At 59.4% G+C, this 19,726-nt stretch carries 26 protein-coding genes and 2 tRNA genes; 14 read left to right on the top strand and 14 right to left on the bottom strand.

Going from position 1 to position 19,726, the window contains the following annotated elements; genetic code table 11:
- Nucleotides 1-398 (top strand): hypothetical protein (locus tag L0963_RS13435; RefSeq protein WP_234179987.1); only part of this gene is annotated, 398 nt, incomplete at its 5' end.
- A 5-nt stretch (nt 399-403) separates the two neighbouring features.
- Here L0963_RS13435 and L0963_RS13440 read toward each other — a convergent pair.
- The 3 genes from L0963_RS13440 to L0963_RS13450 form a co-directional block, all read right to left on the bottom strand.
- Nucleotides 404-982 carry a hypothetical protein gene (locus tag L0963_RS13440; protein WP_234179989.1) on the bottom strand — a complete coding sequence of 193 codons (579 nt, stop codon included), beginning with the start codon at nt 980-982 and terminating at the stop codon, nt 404-406.
- Between the two features lie 74 nt (nt 983-1,056).
- Nucleotides 1,057-1,605, bottom strand: coding sequence for a cytochrome b (locus L0963_RS13445; RefSeq protein ID WP_234179991.1), 549 nt, complete (start codon nt 1,603-1,605; stop codon nt 1,057-1,059).
- Between the two features lie 75 nt (nt 1,606-1,680).
- The gene (locus L0963_RS13450; RefSeq protein ID WP_234179993.1) at nt 1,681-2,382 is read right to left on the bottom strand and encodes a VIT1/CCC1 transporter family protein; all 702 of its coding nucleotides are present in this window, start codon (nt 2,380-2,382) and stop codon (nt 1,681-1,683) included.
- Nucleotides 2,383-2,488: 106 nt separating this feature from the next.
- On the opposite strand from L0963_RS13450, the gene L0963_RS13455 reads away from it, so the two are divergent.
- From L0963_RS13455 to L0963_RS13465, 3 genes are all read left to right on the top strand, one after another.
- Complete coding sequence (locus tag L0963_RS13455) at nt 2,489-3,145, top strand: NADPH-dependent FMN reductase (RefSeq protein WP_234179995.1); 657 nt, start codon at nt 2,489-2,491, stop codon at nt 3,143-3,145.
- Between the two features lie 1,110 nt (nt 3,146-4,255).
- A complete protein-coding gene (locus tag L0963_RS13460; RefSeq protein ID WP_234179997.1) occupies nt 4,256-4,570 on the top strand; it encodes a helix-turn-helix domain-containing protein in 315 nt (104 codons plus the stop codon).
- Nucleotides 4,557-5,594: a reverse transcriptase family protein gene (locus tag L0963_RS13465; protein WP_234179999.1), complete on the top strand. Its 1,038-nt coding sequence runs from the start codon at nt 4,557-4,559 to the stop codon at nt 5,592-5,594. Before L0963_RS13460 ends, L0963_RS13465 begins: the two co-directional genes overlap by 14 nt.
- Before the next feature lie 402 nt (nt 5,595-5,996).
- On the opposite strand, the gene L0963_RS13470 is transcribed toward L0963_RS13465, so the two are convergent.
- The gene (locus L0963_RS13470; protein WP_234180000.1) at nt 5,997-6,725 is read right to left on the bottom strand and encodes a hypothetical protein; all 729 of its coding nucleotides are present in this window, start codon (nt 6,723-6,725) and stop codon (nt 5,997-5,999) included.
- 290 nt (nt 6,726-7,015) lie between these two features.
- Here L0963_RS13470 and L0963_RS13475 point away from each other — a divergent pair, with 290 nt between their 5' ends.
- The 3 genes from L0963_RS13475 to L0963_RS13485 are packed head-to-tail and all read left to right on the top strand — an operon-like array spanning nt 7,016 to nt 9,488.
- Nucleotides 7,016-7,492: a TIR domain-containing protein gene (locus tag L0963_RS13475; protein WP_234180002.1), complete on the top strand. Its 477-nt coding sequence runs from the start codon at nt 7,016-7,018 to the stop codon at nt 7,490-7,492.
- Nucleotides 7,492-8,667, top strand: a complete 1,176-nt coding sequence (locus L0963_RS13480) for a toll/interleukin-1 receptor domain-containing protein (RefSeq protein ID WP_234180004.1) — start codon at nt 7,492-7,494, stop codon at nt 8,665-8,667. The genes L0963_RS13475 and L0963_RS13480 overlap by 1 nt, the downstream gene beginning before the upstream one ends.
- Nucleotides 8,667-9,488, top strand: a complete 822-nt coding sequence (locus tag L0963_RS13485) for a hypothetical protein (RefSeq protein WP_234180006.1) — start codon at nt 8,667-8,669, stop codon at nt 9,486-9,488. The genes L0963_RS13480 and L0963_RS13485 overlap by 1 nt, the downstream gene beginning before the upstream one ends.
- Before the next feature lie 19 nt (nt 9,489-9,507).
- On the opposite strand, the gene L0963_RS13490 is transcribed toward L0963_RS13485, so the two are convergent.
- The 4 genes from L0963_RS13490 to L0963_RS13505 all read right to left on the bottom strand — a co-directional run bounded on the left by L0963_RS13490 (nt 9,508) and on the right by L0963_RS13505 (nt 11,660).
- Nucleotides 9,508-10,059, bottom strand: a complete 552-nt coding sequence (locus L0963_RS13490; RefSeq protein ID WP_234180007.1) for a toll/interleukin-1 receptor domain-containing protein — start codon at nt 10,057-10,059, stop codon at nt 9,508-9,510.
- Between the two features lie 65 nt (nt 10,060-10,124).
- The gene (locus tag L0963_RS13495) at nt 10,125-10,658 is read right to left on the bottom strand and encodes a TIR domain-containing protein (RefSeq protein ID WP_234180009.1); all 534 of its coding nucleotides are present in this window, start codon (nt 10,656-10,658) and stop codon (nt 10,125-10,127) included.
- A gap of 323 nt (nt 10,659-10,981) precedes the next feature.
- Nucleotides 10,982-11,341, bottom strand: coding sequence for a helix-turn-helix domain-containing protein (locus tag L0963_RS19835; RefSeq protein WP_326490194.1), 360 nt, complete (start codon nt 11,339-11,341; stop codon nt 10,982-10,984).
- Between the two features lie 157 nt (nt 11,342-11,498).
- Nucleotides 11,499-11,660, bottom strand: a complete 162-nt coding sequence (locus tag L0963_RS13505; RefSeq protein WP_234180011.1) for a hypothetical protein — start codon at nt 11,658-11,660, stop codon at nt 11,499-11,501.
- Between the two features lie 45 nt (nt 11,661-11,705).
- Between L0963_RS13505 and L0963_RS13510 the strand changes: the two genes are divergently transcribed.
- Genes L0963_RS13510 through L0963_RS13520 form a run of 3 tightly spaced genes read left to right on the top strand, consistent with a single transcriptional unit; the run spans nt 11,706 to nt 12,994 of the window.
- Entirely contained in the window at nt 11,706-12,017 is a 312-nt protein-coding gene (locus L0963_RS13510) for a hypothetical protein (RefSeq protein ID WP_234180012.1), read from the top strand.
- A gap of 21 nt (nt 12,018-12,038) precedes the next feature.
- The gene (locus L0963_RS13515) at nt 12,039-12,572 is read left to right on the top strand and encodes a hypothetical protein (RefSeq protein WP_234180015.1); all 534 of its coding nucleotides are present in this window, start codon (nt 12,039-12,041) and stop codon (nt 12,570-12,572) included.
- Entirely contained in the window at nt 12,569-12,994 is a 426-nt protein-coding gene (locus L0963_RS13520) for a hypothetical protein (RefSeq protein WP_234180017.1), read from the top strand. The genes L0963_RS13515 and L0963_RS13520 overlap by 4 nt, the downstream gene beginning before the upstream one ends.
- A 220-nt stretch (nt 12,995-13,214) precedes the next feature.
- Here the strand turns inward: L0963_RS13520 and L0963_RS13525 are convergent, their stop codons facing one another.
- The 4 genes from L0963_RS13525 to L0963_RS13540 form a co-directional block, all read right to left on the bottom strand.
- The gene (locus L0963_RS13525) at nt 13,215-14,144 is read right to left on the bottom strand and encodes a HEPN domain-containing protein (protein ID WP_234180019.1); all 930 of its coding nucleotides are present in this window, start codon (nt 14,142-14,144) and stop codon (nt 13,215-13,217) included.
- Nucleotides 14,145-14,196: 52 nt separating this feature from the next.
- Nucleotides 14,197-14,445, bottom strand: a complete 249-nt coding sequence (locus L0963_RS13530) for a sigma-70 region 4 domain-containing protein (RefSeq protein ID WP_234180021.1) — start codon at nt 14,443-14,445, stop codon at nt 14,197-14,199.
- On the bottom strand, nt 14,442-15,593 hold the full coding sequence (locus L0963_RS13535; protein WP_234180023.1) for a tyrosine-type recombinase/integrase: 1,152 nt from the start codon (nt 15,591-15,593) through the stop codon (nt 14,442-14,444). The genes L0963_RS13530 and L0963_RS13535 overlap by 4 nt, the downstream gene beginning before the upstream one ends.
- Nucleotides 15,594-15,736: 143 nt before the next feature.
- Nucleotides 15,737-15,827: transfer RNA gene (locus L0963_RS13540), tRNA-Ser, on the bottom strand.
- Between the two features lie 77 nt (nt 15,828-15,904).
- On the opposite strand from L0963_RS13540, the gene L0963_RS13545 reads away from it, so the two are divergent.
- Both L0963_RS13545 and L0963_RS13550 read left to right on the top strand, forming a co-directional pair.
- Complete coding sequence (locus L0963_RS13545) at nt 15,905-16,849, top strand: peptidylprolyl isomerase (RefSeq protein ID WP_062766421.1); 945 nt, start codon at nt 15,905-15,907, stop codon at nt 16,847-16,849.
- Between the two features lie 6 nt (nt 16,850-16,855).
- Nucleotides 16,856-17,170, top strand: a complete 315-nt coding sequence (locus L0963_RS13550; RefSeq protein ID WP_234180025.1) for a DUF1905 domain-containing protein — start codon at nt 16,856-16,858, stop codon at nt 17,168-17,170.
- Here the strand turns inward: L0963_RS13550 and L0963_RS13555 are convergent.
- Nucleotides 17,160-17,303 carry a hypothetical protein gene (locus L0963_RS13555; RefSeq protein WP_234180027.1) on the bottom strand — a complete coding sequence of 48 codons (144 nt, stop codon included), beginning with the start codon at nt 17,301-17,303 and terminating at the stop codon, nt 17,160-17,162. The two genes, L0963_RS13550 and L0963_RS13555, sit on opposite strands and share 11 nt — an antisense overlap.
- 118 nt (nt 17,304-17,421) lie before the next feature.
- Here L0963_RS13555 and L0963_RS13560 point away from each other — a divergent pair.
- Both L0963_RS13560 and L0963_RS13565 read left to right on the top strand, forming a co-directional pair.
- A tRNA-Thr gene (locus L0963_RS13560) sits at nt 17,422-17,496 on the top strand.
- A gap of 116 nt (nt 17,497-17,612) precedes the next feature.
- Nucleotides 17,613-18,695, top strand: coding sequence for an AI-2E family transporter (locus L0963_RS13565; RefSeq protein WP_003044853.1), 1,083 nt, complete (start codon nt 17,613-17,615; stop codon nt 18,693-18,695).
- Nucleotides 18,696-18,705: 10 nt separating this feature from the next.
- Here L0963_RS13565 and L0963_RS13570 read toward each other — a convergent pair whose 3' ends face one another.
- On the bottom strand, nt 18,706-19,584 hold the full coding sequence (locus tag L0963_RS13570) for a LysR substrate-binding domain-containing protein (RefSeq protein WP_040590058.1): 879 nt from the start codon (nt 19,582-19,584) through the stop codon (nt 18,706-18,708).
- Between the last annotated feature and the right edge of the window lie 142 nt (nt 19,585-19,726).

The raw sequence follows: 19,726 nt of genomic DNA on the forward strand, positions 1-19,726 counted from the left end.
GGCGCCGATTTTTTCAAGGAGGATTTGGGCTTCATCTTCGTTCCTTCGTCACTACGACGAAGCCCAAATCCTCCTTAAATCACAACCTCAAATCTGTGCCATTGGCGCTGACGGCGGACACAGTTGGGTTCGGTCAGCGCCTGATGGAACGCTGGGCGCCGCTCCGATTGCGGGATGGCCACACCCTTGGTGGTGCGCAAGCCAATGTCCGCTACGGCGTGACAGGTGGTGCAGCGGTCGGCCGAGGCCCCCTGAAACGGCGCGTGGCACGCAAAGCAATTGCTCTCCAGCCCCGCATGCGCCGGGATCAGGTTGCCAGGGCTGACCATTTCATGTGGCCGGGTGAAGCTGAGGTAGATGATTACCGCCAGTATCAGCGAACTCCCGATCCAGACTGAGCGTTTCACTTCCACCCCCAGAACAGGAAGGTTGAGAGGATGTGGGCAGTGGCAAGCACAGCGAACGCGCGCGCAATCGGCAGGTGAATGGTCCGCCATTTGCGCACCAGGCCGGCGGCCAGGCTGTCCCAAAACAAACGCTGCTCAATTTCAGGTTCAGCGAAACCTGCCTCTCGTAAATCGGCTTTGGCCTGCTTCATCCAGCGCTGGGAGCGCGACATGAGATACTTGCCAGTCAGACCACTGATTATGTTCACGCCCATCGCCGCAACAGCGAGCCAGGCAAGGACGGCATTGAAGTGAATGCCTGCGTGGACAAGGACAAGCGTGGAGCCGATCCAGGCCAGCCATTCGTGTAATCGTAGCAGGCGGATCGGGTTATCACTCTTGATCAAGCCCCGCTTGCGCAAGGAATGGCCGAACGACAGCAGTATCAGGATCACGCCGGGGATGCCGAGGTAGCGGCCAATCCAGACCAGATCTGTGAGGTGGAGAATGAGGTCGATGAACAGGGTGACAGCCGCAAGCACCACCAGCCTGAAGTAAAAAGGCACAATTTCCTTGAAAATCAGGCGAATTCTCATTTTAAAGGGACCTGACGTGAAGCGTTGTCATTCTGCCCTTGGCCTTTCTCACACTCGTGATTTGCTGGTGGCCATCAGCGCCGGCCCGGCAACATCCGGCGCAAGGTATCGTCCTTGACGACATAATGATGGAAGAGCGCCGCCAGAGCATGGATGCCAATCAGGAAGTATCCGATCGTCCCAACCGTCTCATGTAACTCCTTTACCTGCCCTGCCAGCGCCTTACTCTGACCGACTAGAGCGGGAAGTTCCAAGCCAAAGAAGGGGATCGTCTTGCCTGAGGCGCTGAGTATCACCCAGCCGGCGACAGGCATCGCCAACATGAATGCGTAGAGCGCAAAATGCGTCGCGCTGGCGAGCAGCGACTGCCAGGCTGGCGGTTCCGGCGAGATAGGCGGCCTACGGCTGCTGAGGCGCGCTATCAGGCGGATGATAACCAAGGCGAGGACAGTCAGCCCTAGCATGAAATGCCAAGCCTTAAGACCTTCGCGGATGTCGGTTCCCTTGGGATAGATCTCCCGCAAAAGGATCGTCGCATACACAGCGGAAATCAGCAGGACCATGACCCAGTGAAGAGCGATCGACAGGGAGTTAAAACGCTGGCGAATATCAGTTGAATTCATTGCGAGCCTCACATTCGGCTTTCAGGCTATATGCAGGGCCAAGAGCAATGCATTGTCCTTGGTCAAGGCCACTGATCACACGACCGTCCCGAATATCGATCCGATGCCCGCAGTCAGGGCCATGGCGAGCGCCCCCCAGAACGTCACACGGACAGTCGCCCGAACTATGTTCGCGCCTCCCGCCCGCGCGCCAATCGCTCCCAACAGAGCCAGGAAAATCAGCGAGGCGATCGAAACACCGGCGACCAGCAGTGTGTTAGGCAGAAGCACTACCATGGAGAGAGGCAGCGCAGCACCGACGGCGAAGGTAGCGGCCGAAGTCAGGGCAGCCTGTATCGGTCTCGCCGCAGTGACTTCCGAAATCCCAAGTTCATCGCGTGCATGGGCCGTGAGCGCATCTTTTGCCATCAACTGGTCAGCGACTTGGCGCGCCAGCTCTGCATCGACGCCGCGATCCATATAGATGCGCGTCAGCTCCTCTCGTTCGAATTCCGGCTGGCTGGCAAGCTCAGCCCGTTCACGCGCGAGGTCCGCCTGCTCCGTATCGGACTGCGAGCTGACTGAGACATACTCGCCCGCGGCCATCGACATGGCGCCAGCGACAAGACCGGCGACCCCGGCCACAAGCACTTCAGAGGTGGCAGCCGATGCCGCAGCCACGCCGACGATGAGGCTGGCGGTCGAGACGATGCCGTCATTGGCCCCGAGAACGGCCGCACGAAGCCAGCCAATGCGGGCGACCAGATGGCTTTCCGGATGTGGGTGAAGACGGGACACCGGCGTTTCTCCTGTTAATAGTGTAACAATAGGCCCGCGCCGATGGTCTGTCAGCGACGATTCACAAGCTGATAACCGAGACATTAAATCAAGGGGACTATTATCCGTGCAGAAATTTCTGGTGTTCCTCGGGTCAGTTCGTGACAGCACGCCTCCGCGCCCAGCCAGGCTTGGCCTGCGAGTTGCCTGGCAATGCGAGAAGCATCTGCAGGAAATGGGTCATGCCGTTGAATTAATCGATCCATTGTCGATCGAACTTCCGGCCGCGTTCAAGCCCCACTTTGCCTATGCGAAGAGCGCAGCTCCGGAGGCTCTGGACGCTTTGGCTGCGAAGATCGAAGCGGCAGATGGCTATGTGATGGTCAGCCCCGAGTACAACCACTCCATGAGCCCGGCATTGGCGCATCTGCTGAACCACTTTGGCAGCTCGCTCTTTTCCTACAAGCCCAGCGCCATCGTGACCTATTCGGCCGGACAGTGGGGCGGCGCCCGTGCAGCGGTGAACATGCGCACCTTCCTGTCGGAGCTGGGTTGTCTGCCGGTTTCGGCAATGATCCACCTGCCGCAAGCACAGGATATCCTGACCGAAATTGGCGATTTTGCCGAGGGCATCGATGCTGAGGCCTGGCAAGGGTATTTTGGACGCACACTTGCCCAGTTGGATTGGTGGGCTGCAGCCGCCCGGGCGCAGCGGGCCGTTGAGGGCATACCAGCCGCAGCGCCCACCTTCAGCCGCGATCCTTCACAGCGGAACGCCCCTTGAACAGGCAACCAATGGAACCGGTTATCACAGTGAAACGCATATACCCCGGATTCTCACACCACATCCGCTGCCGGGTTTGCACGGAAACGGTATAGATGACGGCAAGGCAGAAAAGCCCAGAAATGCGTCATTTCCGAGGCCTATACCTTCCGCGCCAAGGTTTAGGTGAAAAGAGACGAAAGCCGATCAGAGACTGATTTTGGCGTGTCTGGCAGTCTCTTGGGTTTAGGCGCCAACGGCAAAACGGCGCGTAAGCTGGGGGTTTTCTGGCCCCACGAGGCCGATCTCATTGATTCGCATTGAGATGTTGGCGGAGCGGGAGGTTTCAAGAACCTAACCGCATGTATTTGATATATATTTTCAAATACTTGCCGCGTAATTCGGGTCCCACACGGTGCTCCCCGTGCGCCTGAATTCATGACTCAGTCCGTAGAACCTCTATGCCATTTTATCCGATTCTTGTCGATCCTTTTCGAAGCTACGACATATCATCGAACTTAGATCGCGAACGAGGGCGGACCGGCAAGTGATGGAGCGGCGGAATAGTTTGGGTCGGGATTGCGCCGCGTCCCGGCGGCTTCGACCTGGATTCGCTTTAGTCGACAGCGGTCGGCCCACCGTCCCGTCTGTAGTGGAAAGTGTAGGCCGACAAGCGGGCTCGAAAAGATAGATTATCACTTCGAGCGATATTCCATCTTGCCATTCTTTCCTGGTCGTATATGAAGGAGGGGCGATGGTAGCTCATACTGAACCCGTCAGAAGCTGGGGCGAAAAGCCCTGTGGGGAGATTGTCTTCCCGACTACCACCTGCGTCTCGGCCGGGGGCGGTGCGCCGCGCCCGCCCGGGACCGGGCGCGGCAAGCCCGAGGTACAAACGCTCCGGAACAGTGCTCTCAACAGTGCCTACGGGGGCCGGCAATTTGTCGCCGGTCTGGCCGATAGGAGAGCAATCAATGAGCCGTCATCCTCGCACGCAGCGGCACCGACCGCCTCGTCCTCCTTCGCGTTGGCTCCTTCTGATGAAGGTTGTCATCGCGATCGGGCAGGTTGTTTCTTTCGTGAAGTATCTTCTTCACATGGATTAGTTGGTGACCTCGGGACAGCCGCACCATGACGAAGCGCAAGAGCCTCAACGACGCGCTTCGCCTCTTGCGTCTCTATTGCGGTTATTCGCAGACGGAGATGGCAAACAGGCTCGAAGTCGCGCAATCGCTCATCTCGGATATCGAAGGCGGCCGTAAGAATGTCACTATGGACCTTCTTGAGGCTTATAGCGCGGCGGTAGGGGTGCGCATGTCGCAACTTCTCTTCTTTGCCGAAGAAATCGAGGGCCAGCCGATTGCGCGCCGCGGGCAATTGATCGTGGCCGACAAAGTGCTCAAGCTCCTTGAGAAGCTGAAGCCCGCCGAACGTGAAACGGCGTAAAGTATCTCGTTACGAACGCTACGCGTTCGAGGATTCGCCGTGGGTCCAAAAACTGACCCAAAAAGAGCTTGCCACACTGCTCGGTTATACCAAGGATCAGCTCGAGGCATTAATCCGCGACAAAGACAAATGGATTGGTCGCCGCGCCGAGGTAATCGCAGGCAAGAAGCGGAACCTCGCGGTTCCTTATGGGCGTCTTCGTGGCCTCCACGAGCGGTTGAAGTTCCATCTCAACAAGATCCGCCAGCCCGATTATCTTTTTAGCCCGCGAAAGGGCAAGGCTCAGCGTGATAACGCCGCACATCATGTTGGTCAGACGCAGTTTCTCACGCTCGACATTCGCCAATTCTATCCATCCACGACGGGCGAACATATCTTCCGTTGGGCACATCATGAAGCCGGCTTGCGACCCGATGTCGCTGGGATGCTCGTCCATTTGGTTGCTGTCGATGGGAAGATGCCATTCGGCTCGCCGATCAGTCCCGTGCTGACTGCTCTCGTTCACCGACCTATGTTCGACGCGATTTCGGGTCTGTGCGCCGAGCGTGATCTCCATATGTCCCTGTGGGTTGACGATCTCACCATTTCGGGCCGCGAGGTCGGCGGCGACTTGATCGACCAGGTTCGCGCGATCATGCGCAAGGCTGGGTTTCAGACGCACAAAATCCGGTTCAAGATGGGCAATCGACCGGTGGTAGTCACGGGCGTGCCGATTGATGGTAGTCGCGTCACCGCGCCGCGTTCGGTGAATGAACGGGTCAGGATAGGATACGCAAACCTCCGCGTGGCTGCGAACGATAATGAACGTCGGCAGGCGATCGACGCTCTCCTCAGCGCACTTGGCACATACCGCTATCATATGGGACGGGGAACCGCGGAAGGCCGGAAAGCCGCCAATCGGATGGATGCTTTGCGGAGACGTCGAAGCGCGCTTTCAAACTCATATAGGTCGCCAGCAGAAGTTGAGCTCGATTCGGCAAGCGAGGCAGCAGCGTATGACGGAGAAGCGCCTCCCTGGGAGTAGGCGGCCAAGTCCGGATGGGCTACATTGCTTGCCATCATCGCAGGGCCACCGTGTTGAACATGTGGGCAAAAATGCGCTTGATCTCTGTCTATCATCCTCGCGCCAGCCAAGGCCAGGCTTCCTAGGCGGTCGTCGGCGCCGGATCGGATTTCATCCGGGGCGCGCGAAATGTCATAGGCGCCATCCTCGGCTCTAAAGGGGACGAGGTGTCTCGACGCGGCCGAACGCATAGCGAAACGGATCGCCGCGCGGGAGGTGTTCAGTGAGGCGATCCCATTCGGGGAGATCCTCCTGTCCCGCTCAGATTATGTGGGCGGGCTTGCCGGCGGATATTCGCGGCTGTTCGAAGCACGGCGCGGGGTCTAGAATGAAACGTGAACCTTTGAAGGAGTGGCGGCAAGTCTATCCGCCCTCCATCTCGCGCCGGTAGGTCTCGCGAAACATATTGACGCCGATGTCGATGATACCCGGACGTTTCGTGAACTCGGTGTCTTCGAGGATGGGAATGCGCAGCGGACTCTTGCTATTCGCTTTGATACGATCGAGCGGCTTGTCCGCCCTGCGATCGTTGAGTTTCAGGAACCAGCGGAGCCCACCGAGGCCGAATTCCCAGAGGCGCTTCTCGACCTTGTAGGGCGCGATGATCATCTCTTTGAGTTCGATGCCCTGACTCATCCATCGCTGGCGGATGATGACAAAAGTCGGATCATAGCGCCCCTCGGCGAATATCTTCTGTCGTAGCTGCCATTCCCATGGCCCCATATCCATATCGAAGGCGCTGTTCCGGGGCGAGACGGCGTGGCGCCAGACATGCGAGTATACGAACTTTGCGAGGAGATCGGGGCGAGGGTTGGCGACGGTGAGGAAGTCGCCGCATGGTGAGATTTGAGCATCGGCCTGGACATCGCGGACCCAATTGACCGCATAATCATCGCAATCTTTCAGATGATCTTCGTGAAGTTGGCAGAGGATTGTGCGGTCGAACGTGCCCGCCTGCGTATAGCGCGTTCCCTCATAGCCGATGCTTCCCTCATAAGCTCGCGTATCATTGCCGCGAATGTCATGAACGAAGGCACGCGGGGTGAGGTGCGATTTGACTGTCTTGGGATCGCCACAGATAAGGCAAGGCATAGGTAAGGCCTTTCGATATTTGCTTCATACCCGGACGCGAGATGAACTTCGCGCATGAGAAAATTTTGTGGTTCGCCAGAGAATTCGACCGTTGAAACCGATGCGGACCAATTATGTACTCTTCATCCCTTCCTTTTGCTTGAGTTCGTCTCGCTTATCGTGAAACTTGCCATTGGGAACTGGTTCGACAGCGTATCCGAGGATGTTCGAAAAGCACGGCGGGCCGGAAATTTGGAGGGGCTATGGCTAGCATCTTGGGTTCTGTTCCTGGGCCAAGGCGGAAGATTTTCGTGAGCTATCACCATAAAGGCGACCAAGCCTATTATGACGCTTTCTCAAAGGCTTTTCACGATACTTATGAAGCGATAACCGACAACTCGCTTGAGCGGGAAATCGACAGCGATGACGTCGATTACGTCATGCGGCGGATCCGGGAGAATCATATAACGGGCACGTCGTGCACCATCGTCCTGATCGGAGCCGAAACAGCGCTCCGCAAATATGTCGACTGGGAAATCAAGGCGACGCTCGACAAGAATCATGCCTTGCTAGGGGTGTATCTCCCAACCGCGGCGCGCTCGGTGGACAATAAGGTCATCGTGCCTGGACGTTTTCTCGACAATTACAACAGCGGCTATGCTGTCTGGGCGAGTTGGGCGAATCTGACGGCGAACATCACCAACTGCAAGAAGCTGATCGAAGAAGCCCGCACCCGAGATTGTGGCCTCATCGACAATAGCCGTGCGCGGCGGGTGAGGAATGGCTGATGAACAGCCTCTCGACGCGCCCCCCGCTTGCTCTCTACGTCGCTTGGCACCCTGCATTCACGGGCGGCGCCGAGCTGGCCGAAATATTGCGTGCCCATTTTCGCCGCGACCTTTTCGGAAGCGTCACGGGCGGCGCAGGCATTAGCCTGCTGTTCCGCTGGGAGGCGCCGCAAGGAGAAAATGTACCCATCCCCGTTGAGGCGGACGGTGCGGAGGCGACGGCGGTCATCTTGCTCGCCGACGATGCGATGGCTGCTGATGAGTCCTGGCGGGCCTACGTCGCGACAATCGCCGGGCAAGCGGCCGCCGCCGGCCTGGCTTTTCGTCTCATACCGGTGGCTATGACCCGCGAGGGGCTCGGCCTTACGACAGAGCAGGCAGTGCGGGTCGACAGCTGGTCCGAAACTGGGCAGGATATGTACGCTAGGCTAATCTCCGAGTTGACGCTCGAGATTTGTCGGATGCTGCGCTATTATCTGGCCCACCTCGAGCGTCCGTCCGACCCCATTACCGAGCTCGACCAGTATCTTGAACCAGTCCGCATATTCATCAGTCACTCCAAGCATGCCGGTAAAGGGGAAACCATCGCCCGCGCATTGCGCGACTATCTTCATCAGGGCCGCGGCATCGACAGCTTCTTCGACGTGTACGATATTCCCGCGGGGCTGAACTTCGATGCCGTGCTCGAGCATCGCGTTCGTCAATCGGCCGTTGTCGCCATCCATACCGATAGCTATTCGTCGCGCGAATGGTGTCGCCGCGAGATTATCGAAGCGAAGCTCCACAACGTGCCCCTGATCGTGGCCAATTGTCTGGGTGATCGCGATGAGCGAGGATTCCCCTATATGGCCAATGTTCCGATCGTTCGGATGAACCCGGACCGGATGGATCGCTTCGCCGTCTTGGTCGGAAGAATTTTGGACGAGGTATTGAAAGATTATCTCTGGAAATGCCGGTTGAAAGTGTCGGGGATCGCCGATTCGAAAATTCGCCCGGTTCCGCGACCACCCGAGTTGATCTCGCTAGCCGGACTGTCCGGTGCAGAGGCGACAGGCGGTCAAACGATCCTCTATCCCGACCCGCCGTTGAGCCGCGAAGAGCAGAGGCTCTTCGCATCGGTGTCGCCCAACGTTATACTCCGTACGATGAATGAGTGGCTGGCGGAGAATGCGTGATGGCTTATAGCGAAGCGCTTTCGACAAAGACCGTGGCGATATCCGTATCGGACAGCGCTGATCTCGGTGCGCTCGGCATGGGCGCTGCGCACCTTCAGGATGCCATGGCGGAGCTGGCACGACATGTGCTCGCGCTCGGTGCCCGCGTTGCGTACGGCGGGGACCTGCGTGCCGGAGGCTTTACCGAAATTCTCTTCGAACTAGTTTCGCGGCATCGCCGCGACGCCGACGAGGGCGACAAGCGGACACCCGTTGTAAGCTATCTTGCTTGGCCTGTTCATATCCTGAAGCCGTACGCAGAATTGCGCGACCTACGCCGCGACTTGGACAGCTTCGCTACACTCGAACTGCTCGACAATTACGGCGAAAGCTTGGCTGCCGCGGAGCGTGCGAAGCTCGATGCGCGCCAGCCGAGCCTGGAAGAATGGTCGACGGGACTCACCGCAATGCGGCATCGCATGAATGCAGAGGCGCACGCCCGAATTATCGTTGGGGGACAAATTTCCGGATATAAGGGTGCCATGCCGGGCCTTGCCGAAGAAGCCCTTCTTGCGATCGAAGCAGGGCGGCCGTTATTTGTGCTAGGCGGATTTGGCGGCTGTGCCGCGGATATTGCATCAACCATGGGACTTTGTGAACAGCCCGCGATTCCTGCTCGCGACTGGGAGCGGCGCGGCGATTTTGCAGGGGCCGACACAGGCACACTTTCAAACGGTCTCGACGAGACCGACAACCGAACGCTCGCGCGGACGCCTCACGTAGATGAGGCAGTCGCCTTGGTATTAAAGGGACTGCTGCGCTTGGAAGGAGCGCGCACCTGAAGACTGGATTTCCGAGCTTTCAGGCTCGAAGCCAGGCACGCAACTCGGTCGCTGTGTTGTCCTCCTCGTCGAGAACCATCCATATCTTTTCGGAATATTGCTGGTGGTCTCCCCATACGATCCGGTCGTAAAGGCCGAGATATTCCCATTGAGCCCAGCTTTTTTCGCTCTGATCTTCAACCGTCGGTAAAATCGCGACCCGGCCCATTCCCTTGTACCCGTCGGCCAACCCCAGTTCCCAAGGGACCCATCGACTGTCCTTGCTATTCTGCGACGCGAGCAGCACGAACTTTCTCGATTGCTGGATCCTGTTCTTGAGACCCGCGGCGGTGGCACGCGATGTATAAGGAGGCAACGCAGGATCCTTCTTATCGACATACACCGTCGCGCCATGATTTTCGAGAAGGGTGATAGCCGCGGGAAGCAGATCCTGGTCCTTGCTGCTATGCGAAAGAAATGTTGCGCCCGATGGAGAACGACTTTCGGCGCTTTTGCGCAAAGACGCCTGTTCGGTGGCGCTCTTGGTCGCTGCTATGCGCAGCATGTCCGAGCGCGTGGGATAGCGGATCAAGATTCATCTCCTGGAGCGGGCACGGCGAAAATTTTTTGCACGCTGGATTTCACAGTCGCTGGCGATCAACATTGACGATTATAGGACATGCGTTCGCGCGGATTAACGATCAGATGGGCGTGGGAGGTCCTGCGCTGATACGCTGCCTCGACCGCGTCGGTAAGCGCTGCCGTGGTGGCGGGGTAGTCCATATGCCGGGCGTAGCAGTCCTTTGCGGGCCAATCGGACGAGAGATTCGCCAGAAAGCGTTGGGGGAAGCTGGTGAAACCCGGTAACTTGATCCCGAGAAGACCATTCGGCGTCGCGCTTGAACCACTACGGAGAGAGGATTGAAGCTCCCAGTCCACATAGCGGCGCGCCCAGGTGCACTTCCCCATAAGTACGATTGTTACGGTCGAATCTGCCAGAAAGCGCTCGCGGATTTTCGCCATGACATAATCGGTGTTAGTGCTGTCGATGACATCGCCGGGCATCTCCTCGCCGAGACCCCGCGCTATGAAACAATCGTGCGAATGATCGAAGTCACGGACGAATTGATTCACCGCCGCCTGATCGGCGTGATGGTAAGAGATGAAGCATTTTCTTCGGACAGACGCCATATTTCCCCCTTTTGATCGAATATGCCAGCAGCTGTTGCGCTGGCAATATGCCAAAGCCGGATTGACCCATAGTGGACCTTAATTTGTGAGGCGGCATTTTGGTCGCCTCGCGCCTGTGGCGTGTCCGCTGCTGATTGATCTGGAACTGCCCGACATTCTCGGCGCTCGCGGCATGACGCGAGAGCCCCAGACATGTTGCATCAGCCGCAACGCTCGCTGGGCCGATTTACATCGCCGCTAGCAATAATCCGAGGCGTCTACCCGAATTGCTCAATTTGGACGCAATCGCGATGCTCCCGGCGCTTGTGAGCCGGAAAAATGAGCTACCTTTCCTCAAATAGAGGCATCGAGCTGCGTTGGGCTCTCGGGGGGCGGCTCTCGCTGCTTCCTGCTCGATTTGTAGGCTTGGACTCCTTGCTCTTTCCCTCCGACCTGTCCGCAATCGGTATCGCCCACCGGCTAAGCTGACTGCCGCGCTGCCTCTCGATGAGCTCGCGCAGGCTTTCGGTCAACACCAGCGTAGCAGCGCCCATTTTGACGATCTCCACGTCTCCCCGCGCTATCAGCAGATAAAGGGTGCTACGGCTGATGCCGGTAAATCGGCAGGCGTCAGGAATTCGCATGCTGATCGGCTCGATCACCAGAGGCGACGATGGCGGCGGGTATGAGAGCAGGACGGGCATCGCAGTCACCGGTTTGAGCGTGGGGTAGCGGGATGGCGGGGAGAAAGAGAGGGCAGCCACCGCGCCGCGTTTAATTATCCCGATTTGCGCCGCCAATTGCCACACGACATTTCTTACCCAGACTATCCTTTTCTACGATCAAATCCGGGAATCTCGCTTATTCCTCGGCACGATCCTCGACCCCAAGAAGCAGAGCCTGACCGAGATCGGTTCGACCGCTGGTGGCTATCGTTTTGCGACGTGGATCGATGCGACGCTCACCGAGCGCGGCGCCGCCATCATCATAATCGACGATCCGCTGAAGGTTAATGAGGCGCACTCGCCGACGGCACGCGGGACTTGCATCGAGTGGTTTAATTCGACAGTGCACACCCGCTTCGACGACCACAAGAAGGGCAAGATCATCGTCGTCGCTCATCGCCTGCACGCCGAGGACTTGCTTGGACAGCTCATCGAGACGGGCGGCTGGCAAACGCTGATCCTCCCCGCCATCAATCCCAAGGATCAGGTCTATCCCATCGTCGCGGGCGGTCAAAAGGCGCTGTTTAAGACTGGGCGCATCCTGCAGCCGTCACGGCACGACGAGGCCTATCTGGTGCAGTTGAAGAAGGAAACGGGTGAGCATGATTTCGAGGCCCAGTGCAGGCACGGCCGCAGCAGGGCGAGAAATGGATGATTGGCAGATTGATTGTATGGAATGATTGATCCAAACCTTCCGCTGAGGGGAACCGAGTTGAAGCACAACCCATACACTCATTTTGGCAAACCGCTGCTTGGATCGGGCCTTGCGACGATGGCGATCGGTGGCTTCCTACTCGCTGTAGGTGGTGAAGAGTTTCGGAAGGCGTATGCTCGCGAGGTGTTCATCCACTGTATTTACGCAGCCGCGATAGGGTTCTTGGTCTGGCTTGTCTTTGAAGTGAGGACAAACAGGTTCAAATTTCCGGAGGTTGCGAGGGTCATTCACCAAGATTTGATCCTCCTTTGCAAGCCAGAAGATTGGCTCGGCATGGGAGCAGCAGTTTCAATTTATCGAAGCGACGGAGACTACGAGCGTATCGTTGGGCCCGCGGAGGTGATAAACATCCAACAGAATGGCTTGGTCCAAATTCAAGTGCTCGACGTCTTTGAAGACGAGGTAGAGCGCCAGCAACTAACCGAAGCATTGCGCGCCATCGACAAAGCGCACTTTGTTATAAAGCCGGGAACAATGAAGGGTTGGTCACGATGACAGAGCAATCGGCGGAGAACGCGGACGCAATTCCCGCTCCTAAGGCAATACGAGTTGCTTCCGTCATAGATGACCGCCGCGTTGTGCTGAACGTCGGCTCGAACGACGGCGTAAAAATCGGTCAGACATATCTGATTTACGGTATTGGTCAAAACGTAGTCGATCCGGAAACCGGCGAGGATCTGGGAACGCTAGAATTAGTCCGTGGCCGTGGAAAGGTTGAGCATCTTCAGCCCGCAATGTGCACTGTCCGCAGCACTATGCAAAAAAAGGTTCCAGGGAATAAGAAAGTATATCGCCAAGGGAAGACGGGCCTCGGAAACTTTTTTGGGAATCCTATTCACGAAGTCGAGGAAGGCGAACGAATGATCGAGTTGCCCTTCGACGCTGCCACTGTCGGCGACTACGCGCGGCAGATTTAAGCGGTCAGCAATCGACCCAACTTCTAGAATCTCAGTCTGCCTGTAGAACGGTGCAAAGTCACACGGTGCCAAAATAAGAGGGCAAGATAAAAGCCGTGCCAGCTTCGGGCCCGGTATGGTCGGTTTTCAGCGGCTTTGCGCGTATGGCACTGCGCAAAAATGCCATACGTCGCGCGCGAGATGGCGCGCAGCCGCGCGCTTTTCGTATGGCATCGGATGGTCAGGAGCGAGTTGACGCGGTTGCTTCGAGCTGCGCGATCCGCTCCGAGCAGATCGCGTGGACCGCGCGGCCGAGCTCCTCGACGCAGCTGCCGAGCCAAGTCAGCTCCTCTTCGGTGATGCGGTAGTGCTTCGAATAACGGGCCTTTACATAGGCCTCTTTCAACTTCTCGAACCGCGCCCGATCCTCGCGGCGCTCACGTGGCCACGCATCGACCAAGCGCATGTCGATGCGCTCAGCCTGCGTGCGCAGGAAGGCGAGATTGTGAACGTGCGGCGTATAGAACGTGCAGACTAGCAAGACGCAGTGGTAAAGCCGCTCGGTGGATTGATGCAGCTGAAAGGCCGCATTGTTGTCACGGCCTTGGTCCTTGTTGAACCGATAATTGTCGAAGAACTCGCCGGCGCTCGGATACCATTCGTCGAAATATTCCCGCGCCATTGCGAGCGCCTGTTCGGGCGTTTTCGGTTTGGGAGTGTGCAAAGGCTTCTCGTCATATTCGTAGAGCGCGATCCCGTCGCGCTCGACGTCCATGAAGAAATAGCGGCCGTGCGCGAGCCCGTCGTTCACCTCCTGTAGCGTGTGAACGATGAAGTTGACTGGCGTCTTGAGCGTCTTGTCGATCGCGAGTTCACGAATGAGCCGATCTTCGAGCTTGCTCCAGAAATCGACCTTCTCGGTCAGGCGTTTGTCATTGACGATGATGAGAAGGTCGAAGTCCGAGCGATAGCCCTTCGCGGTGTGCGGTTCATCAACCCAACCGCCGCGCGCGTAGCTGCCGTAGAGGATGATCTTGTCGATCCGGCCCTTCTTCTTCCACCCCATCGTGCCGAGCGCGATGGCGTCTTCAAACTCTTCGAAGACGATTGCCTTCACGCGTTCAAGCTCGCGCTGTTTGTTGGCGGGAAGATGGTCGAGGTCGGTTTTCATCGCTGGCGGCACCCTGTCGGCGCGGCGGCTGCTTGGCAAGGTCTAGGCGGCCTTATCGCCTCCAGAATTGCCACCACCTACGGTTCTTTCTGTCGACCGATTGTGCGATGACCCGCAAACTGCGGATCATCGCGTCCTCGACTTCGGCAACGCTGACGCCATGGCGCTCGGCAAGCTGGCGATAGCTCAGCTCCTCGACCCGGTGGCCGAGAAAGATGGCGCGGTCGTGCTCGTCGATCCGATCCACGGCGCGCTCATATTGACGGAGCAGGTGGCGCCGCGCGCGGGTGTAGCTGCTCACCGCTTCCTCCCGTCGCAATAGTTCGCCCAATCCTCCATCATCAGGCGGCGCTTTTCGAGAAGGTTGCCGCGCCGATAGGCAGCCTCGACCTTGTTCGCGACAGTATGGGCGAGGGCGGCTTCGGCAACATCACTTGGGTGGTTCGTTTCCTCGCTTACCCAATCACGGAAGGATGAGCGGAATCCATGCGCCGTGTATGGCTCGCCCATTTCCTTGAGCAGCTTGGTCAGCGTCTGATCGGACAGCGGCCGATTGCGCCGCATGCCGGGAAAGACAAGGTCACACCCCTTGACCCGCAACCGCGCGCACCGCTCGACGATGCGCAGCGGGCGGCGGGTGAGGGGAACCACATGCTCCCGATATGCCTTCATGCGATCCTTGGAGAGCTTCCAAAGACCCTTTTCCAGATCGAACTCGTCCCACGTCGCCCCGCGAACCTCGCCCGACCGTGCCGCCGTGAAGATCGCAAATTCGAGGGCGAGGCGGCTGAACGATTCCCGCTCGCGCAGGCGCTGCACAAAGGCGGGCACATCCTCATAGGGCATGGCCGCGAAATGATTGTCCCGGCGCGGCTGGCGGGGCAGGCCTTTCGTGATCGCCCGCATCGGTGCATCGGTTTCGCGATAACCCGACGCGTAAGCCCAATCGAGGACGGCGCCGACGCGCTGACGGACGCGGCGCGCCGTCTCGGGCTTTGCGAGCCATATTTCCGCGAGCAGGTCGCGGATCATCGGGCCGCTGATCTGATCGACCTTGAATTTGCCGATATGCGGAAAGGCATAGAGTTCGAGCGTCCGCGTCCACTGCGCATGATGCTTGCCGTTGCGCCATGTCTTCGAGTGGATTTCGTAAGTCTTGGCGGCGGCTTCAATGAAGGTGGGCACTGCCTGCCGCTTGCGCCGCTCGAAATGCGGGTCGATCCCTATCTCGACCTGTTCCCGGATTTCCTGCGCCAGTTCGCGCGCCTGCGCGAGACTGACTTTCTGGCAGCTGCCAAGGCCGAAGTCTCGGCGCACACCGTCCTTCTGGACCCGGCACACCCAGCTGCTTGTGCCTCCCGGCCGATCGAGCCGGACGAGTCCGTCGCCAAGGCTGACCCGGCGCTGTTTGCCCTTGGGCTTCGGGAGCCCGTTCGAAGTGCTTTTCATCCCTTGAATCATAAGATTTAGTCCCACATTGGCAAAAATGTCGGACTGGACGATGTGGGACGCACAGGGATACGAAGCGCCCTTCAAACCCGCAGCTAAGCTGGGGTCTTGGGGACGGTTCGGGAGAGAGTGGGATTAGAACTTGGCGGAGCGGGAGGGATTCGAACCCTCGATACGCTTTTGACGTATACTCACTTTCCAGGCGAGCGCCTTCGACCACTCGGCCACCGCTCCGCATCTTGCACTGGAAGGCGCGCCCTAATCGCTTGGCGGGGCTTTCGCAAGTCGCATGGCCATGGCAGACAGGCGGCATGAAATATCTTTTGCTCGCCGCGGCTGCGGCATCGCTCGCCATTCCCGTTCAAGCCCAGGAAGCGACTGAGGTGCCGTCGCCGGGCGAGATTGCGGCCGCGGCGCCCGCGAAGGACTGGGTTGCGATCCCGACGTCGGATCTGCTCGTGATGGACCTTGCGCCCGACGCCAAGGGCAAGGCGCGCCGCGTGGTCATCCAGCTGATGCCCGCGCCGTTCAGCCAGGGCTGGATCGGCAATATCCGCAAGCTCGCCGCCGCTCACTGGTGGGACGGCACCAGCGTCAACCGAGTGCAGGATAATTATGTCGCGCAGTGGGGGGACGCGACCGAGAAGAAGCCTTTGCCCGAGGGTTTGGTAACGGTACCGGAGAGTGAATATTCGGTACCGCCCCATATTTTGGTGGCTCATGAAACCCGTAGTCCGGCCTTGGCGCCGTCCCCGCACCGACCGCGCGGCGATGCCTACGCAGAATTCACCGGTTTTGTCGCAGGCTGGCCTGTCGCCTATGATCATCAGAGCGAATGGCCCATCCATTGCTATGGCATGGTGGGCGTCGGCCGTAACATGTCGCCCGATACCGGTTCGGGCGCCGAGCTTTATGCCGTCATCGGCCACGCGCCGCGCCACCTCGACCGCAATATCGCGCTCGTCGGCCGCGTGATCAGCGGGATCGAATATCTGTCCAGCCTGCCGCGTGGCACTGGACCGCTGGGTTTTTACGAGGATGAAGCCGAGCGCGTCGGGATCCGCTCGATCAGGCTTGCCAGCGACTTGCCGGCGGCGGACCAGCCGCGCTTCGAATATCTGTCGACCGACAGCGATGCCTTCACTAACTATGCCGACGCCCGCGCGAACCGGCGTGATCCCTTCTTCATCCGCCCAGCGGGCGGCGCCGATATCTGCAATATCCCCGTGCCGATCCGGCCCATCGCGGCGAAATAGGCGCGCGTGGAAGATTTCACCGTCACAACGCCGCTCTGGCGCTGGCAGTCGGCGACCGCGCCCGCAGCCTGGTTTTTCCTGACCATCGCGGGTGAGGCGGCAGACGGGATCCGCTTCGCAGCGATCGGCGGACAGTGGCTCGACGGCCGCAAGGGATTCGGGTCGGCAAAGGTCCGCGCGACCGTTGGCGATACCTGTTGGAACACCTCGGTCTTCTCGCACAAGGAAAGCGGCGGCTGGCTGCTGCCGGTCAAAGCGGCTGTGCGCAAGGCAGAGGGCTTGGCGGAAGGCGACGCGGTAACGGTGACGGTCAGTCTTTAAGTGCGTCGTCGGACTTTTCGACTTGCGTCCGGGCTTCGCGCGTCTGTGCCTTGCGCTTGCGCAGGTTCGCGCGCAGCGCTTCCGCAAGGCGGCGTTCGCGCTCGATATCGGCGGGGGAAGGCGTCTTGGACATTGCCGCGTCCATGCCCGGGAATTCGGCAAAAGGTCAAGCCTCGCACCTTGACAGGCGCGGGCCGCCCCGCCATAGGCCGCGCCTGCCCAGCGAGCGTGACGCCGCGATGGGCCCGGATGCTGCTGTAGCTCAGTGGTAGAGCGCACCCTTGGTAAGGGTGAGGTCGAGAGTTCAATCCTCTCCAGCAGCACCATTTCTCCCTGAACTCATATGTGAGGACCGGTGCAATCCGGCGTCCCATATATTGCCACCTATGCGGTCGACTGCGTCGTCGCTAGAGAAGGGGAATTGCTGCAGGGGTAATGGATCATGGCGAGCGAGGGTGAAGGGCGGGGCACGGACGGGCGTTGGTCCTTTCTGGTCATCCTGATCGCCATCTCGGCCGCTTTTGCGCTCGTTCTGTGGCCATTTCTGACGGCCATCCTCTGGGCGGTGATCGCGGCGATCCTGTTCACGCCGGTCTATCGCCGCTTGCTCGCGCGCATGCCCGGCTGGCGGAACAGCGCCGCCTTGCTGACCCTGCTGCTGATCGTCGGGATCGTCATCCTGCCGGCGGCGATCCTGAGCGTGGCGCTGGTCGGAGAGGCGACGACGGTCTATCTGCGTATCCAGTCGGGCGATATCGACATTGCGCGCATTTTCACGACCTTGTTTGCCGGATTACCCGGTTGGGCGACGACCCTGCTCGCCAATCTGGGAGTCAAGAATCTCGCCGACGCGCGCGACGTCTTCGGATCGGGCGCGGCCGACGGCGTGCGCGCGGTGCTGGGGCAGGCGCTGCTGTTCGGACAGAGCATCTTCGGCCTGCTCGTGAAGCTGAGCGTCGTGCTCTATCTCGCCTTCTTTCTGCTGCGCGACGGCGATGCGCTGCAGCGCCGTGTTGCGGCCGCCGTGCCGCTGCGCGCCGACCAGCTTGGCCTGCTCGTCGATCGGTTCATTGTGGTGGTGCGCGCGACGATCAAGGGCAGCATCGTTGTCGCGATCATCCAGGGGATGATCGGCGGGACGGTGCTGTGGATGCTGGGGGTCGAGGCACCTTTGCTCTGGGGCGTGCTGATGGGCGCGGCATCGCTAATACCGGCGGTCGGAACCGGGCTCGTCTGGGTGCCGATGGCGCTCTATCTCTTTTTCAGCGGGGCGATCTGGCAGGGAGCGGTGCTCGTCTTTTGCGGCCTCTTCGTCATCGGCATGGTCGACAATCTGCTGCGCCCTATACTGGTGGGGCGCGAGACGCGCATCCCCGATTATGTCGTGCTGATCACGACACTGGGCGGGCTGCAATTGTTCGGATTTCACGGCATCGTCATCGGGCCGGTGATCGCGGCTATGTTCATCGCGGTTTGGGATATAGCTGCGCAGATGCGCGGCGAAGCCCTGTCGCCGCCGACCTAGCGTCCTGACCCTAGATCTTCGCTTCGAGCAGCCAGTCGTGGAACAGCTTGACCGCGGGCTGGCGCAGCGCGCGGGGGCGGCAGACGAACCAGTAGCTGTAAGGGCTGTCGACGTCGAAATCGAACAAGCGCACCAGCCGCGGATCCTGCGCGTCGTCGAAATGATGACCGTGCATGAAAGCGACGCCGATGCCCTGTGCTGCAGCCTCTAGCATCAGCGGTCCCGAATCGAAGAAATCGGTCCCCATCGGTTCGAGATACGGCATGCCGATCGCATTGCGCCATTCGTTGAAGGTTTCAGGCATTTCGCGGTGCAGCAGGATCGTCGCGCGCTGCAGCTGTTCAGGCACCGCAATCGGGCGCTCGCCATCGGTCAGTCCCCGCGCCGCGATCGGGAACACTTTGTCCTGATCGAGCCTGGCTGCATAAAGCGCCGGATCAATTGCGCGGGCAAGCGCGATCGCGGCGTCGATGCCTTCGCCGAGCCGCGCTTCCCCGTGCGACAGCGTGTCGATGTCGATGTGCAATTCGGGATGCGCGCGGCGCAGTTCCGGCAAACGCGGGAACAGGCGCTGCTGCGCAAAGAGCGGCAGCACATTGAGGTGCAGCCTTACCGACGCGTCGGGACTCCCGACCTGGCCGATAACGCTGCGCAGCTCGTCGAGGATTGGCGACAACTGGTCCTGCAGGTCGCGCCCTGCCTCGGTCAGTCGCAGCCCATGGTGATGCCGATCGAACAGCGGTCGACCGACCGCGTGTTCTAACGTCTGGATACGGCGCGATAGGGCAGGCATCGAAAGGCCAAGCTCGCTCGCGGCGGCCTTCACCGTGCCATGACGGGCAACCTCCAGAAAGGCTTCCATACTGCTGAGGGGAGGAAGGCGTGGCATGATCTGTCTCGATGGCGATGATGACATGCGTGTCAATCCCGCGCCAGACTTTTGTGCAGTGCGGCATGATTGGTCGGCGGTCCGGGGGTCGCAAATCGGGAACTGCCGTCCTATCTCTGCCGTTCTGAACTCTTTGTGGGAG

The organism is Sphingopyxis sp. NFH-91, from assembly GCF_021401285.1.
GTDB lineage: Bacteria > Pseudomonadota > Alphaproteobacteria > Sphingomonadales > Sphingomonadaceae > Sphingopyxis > Sphingopyxis terrae_A.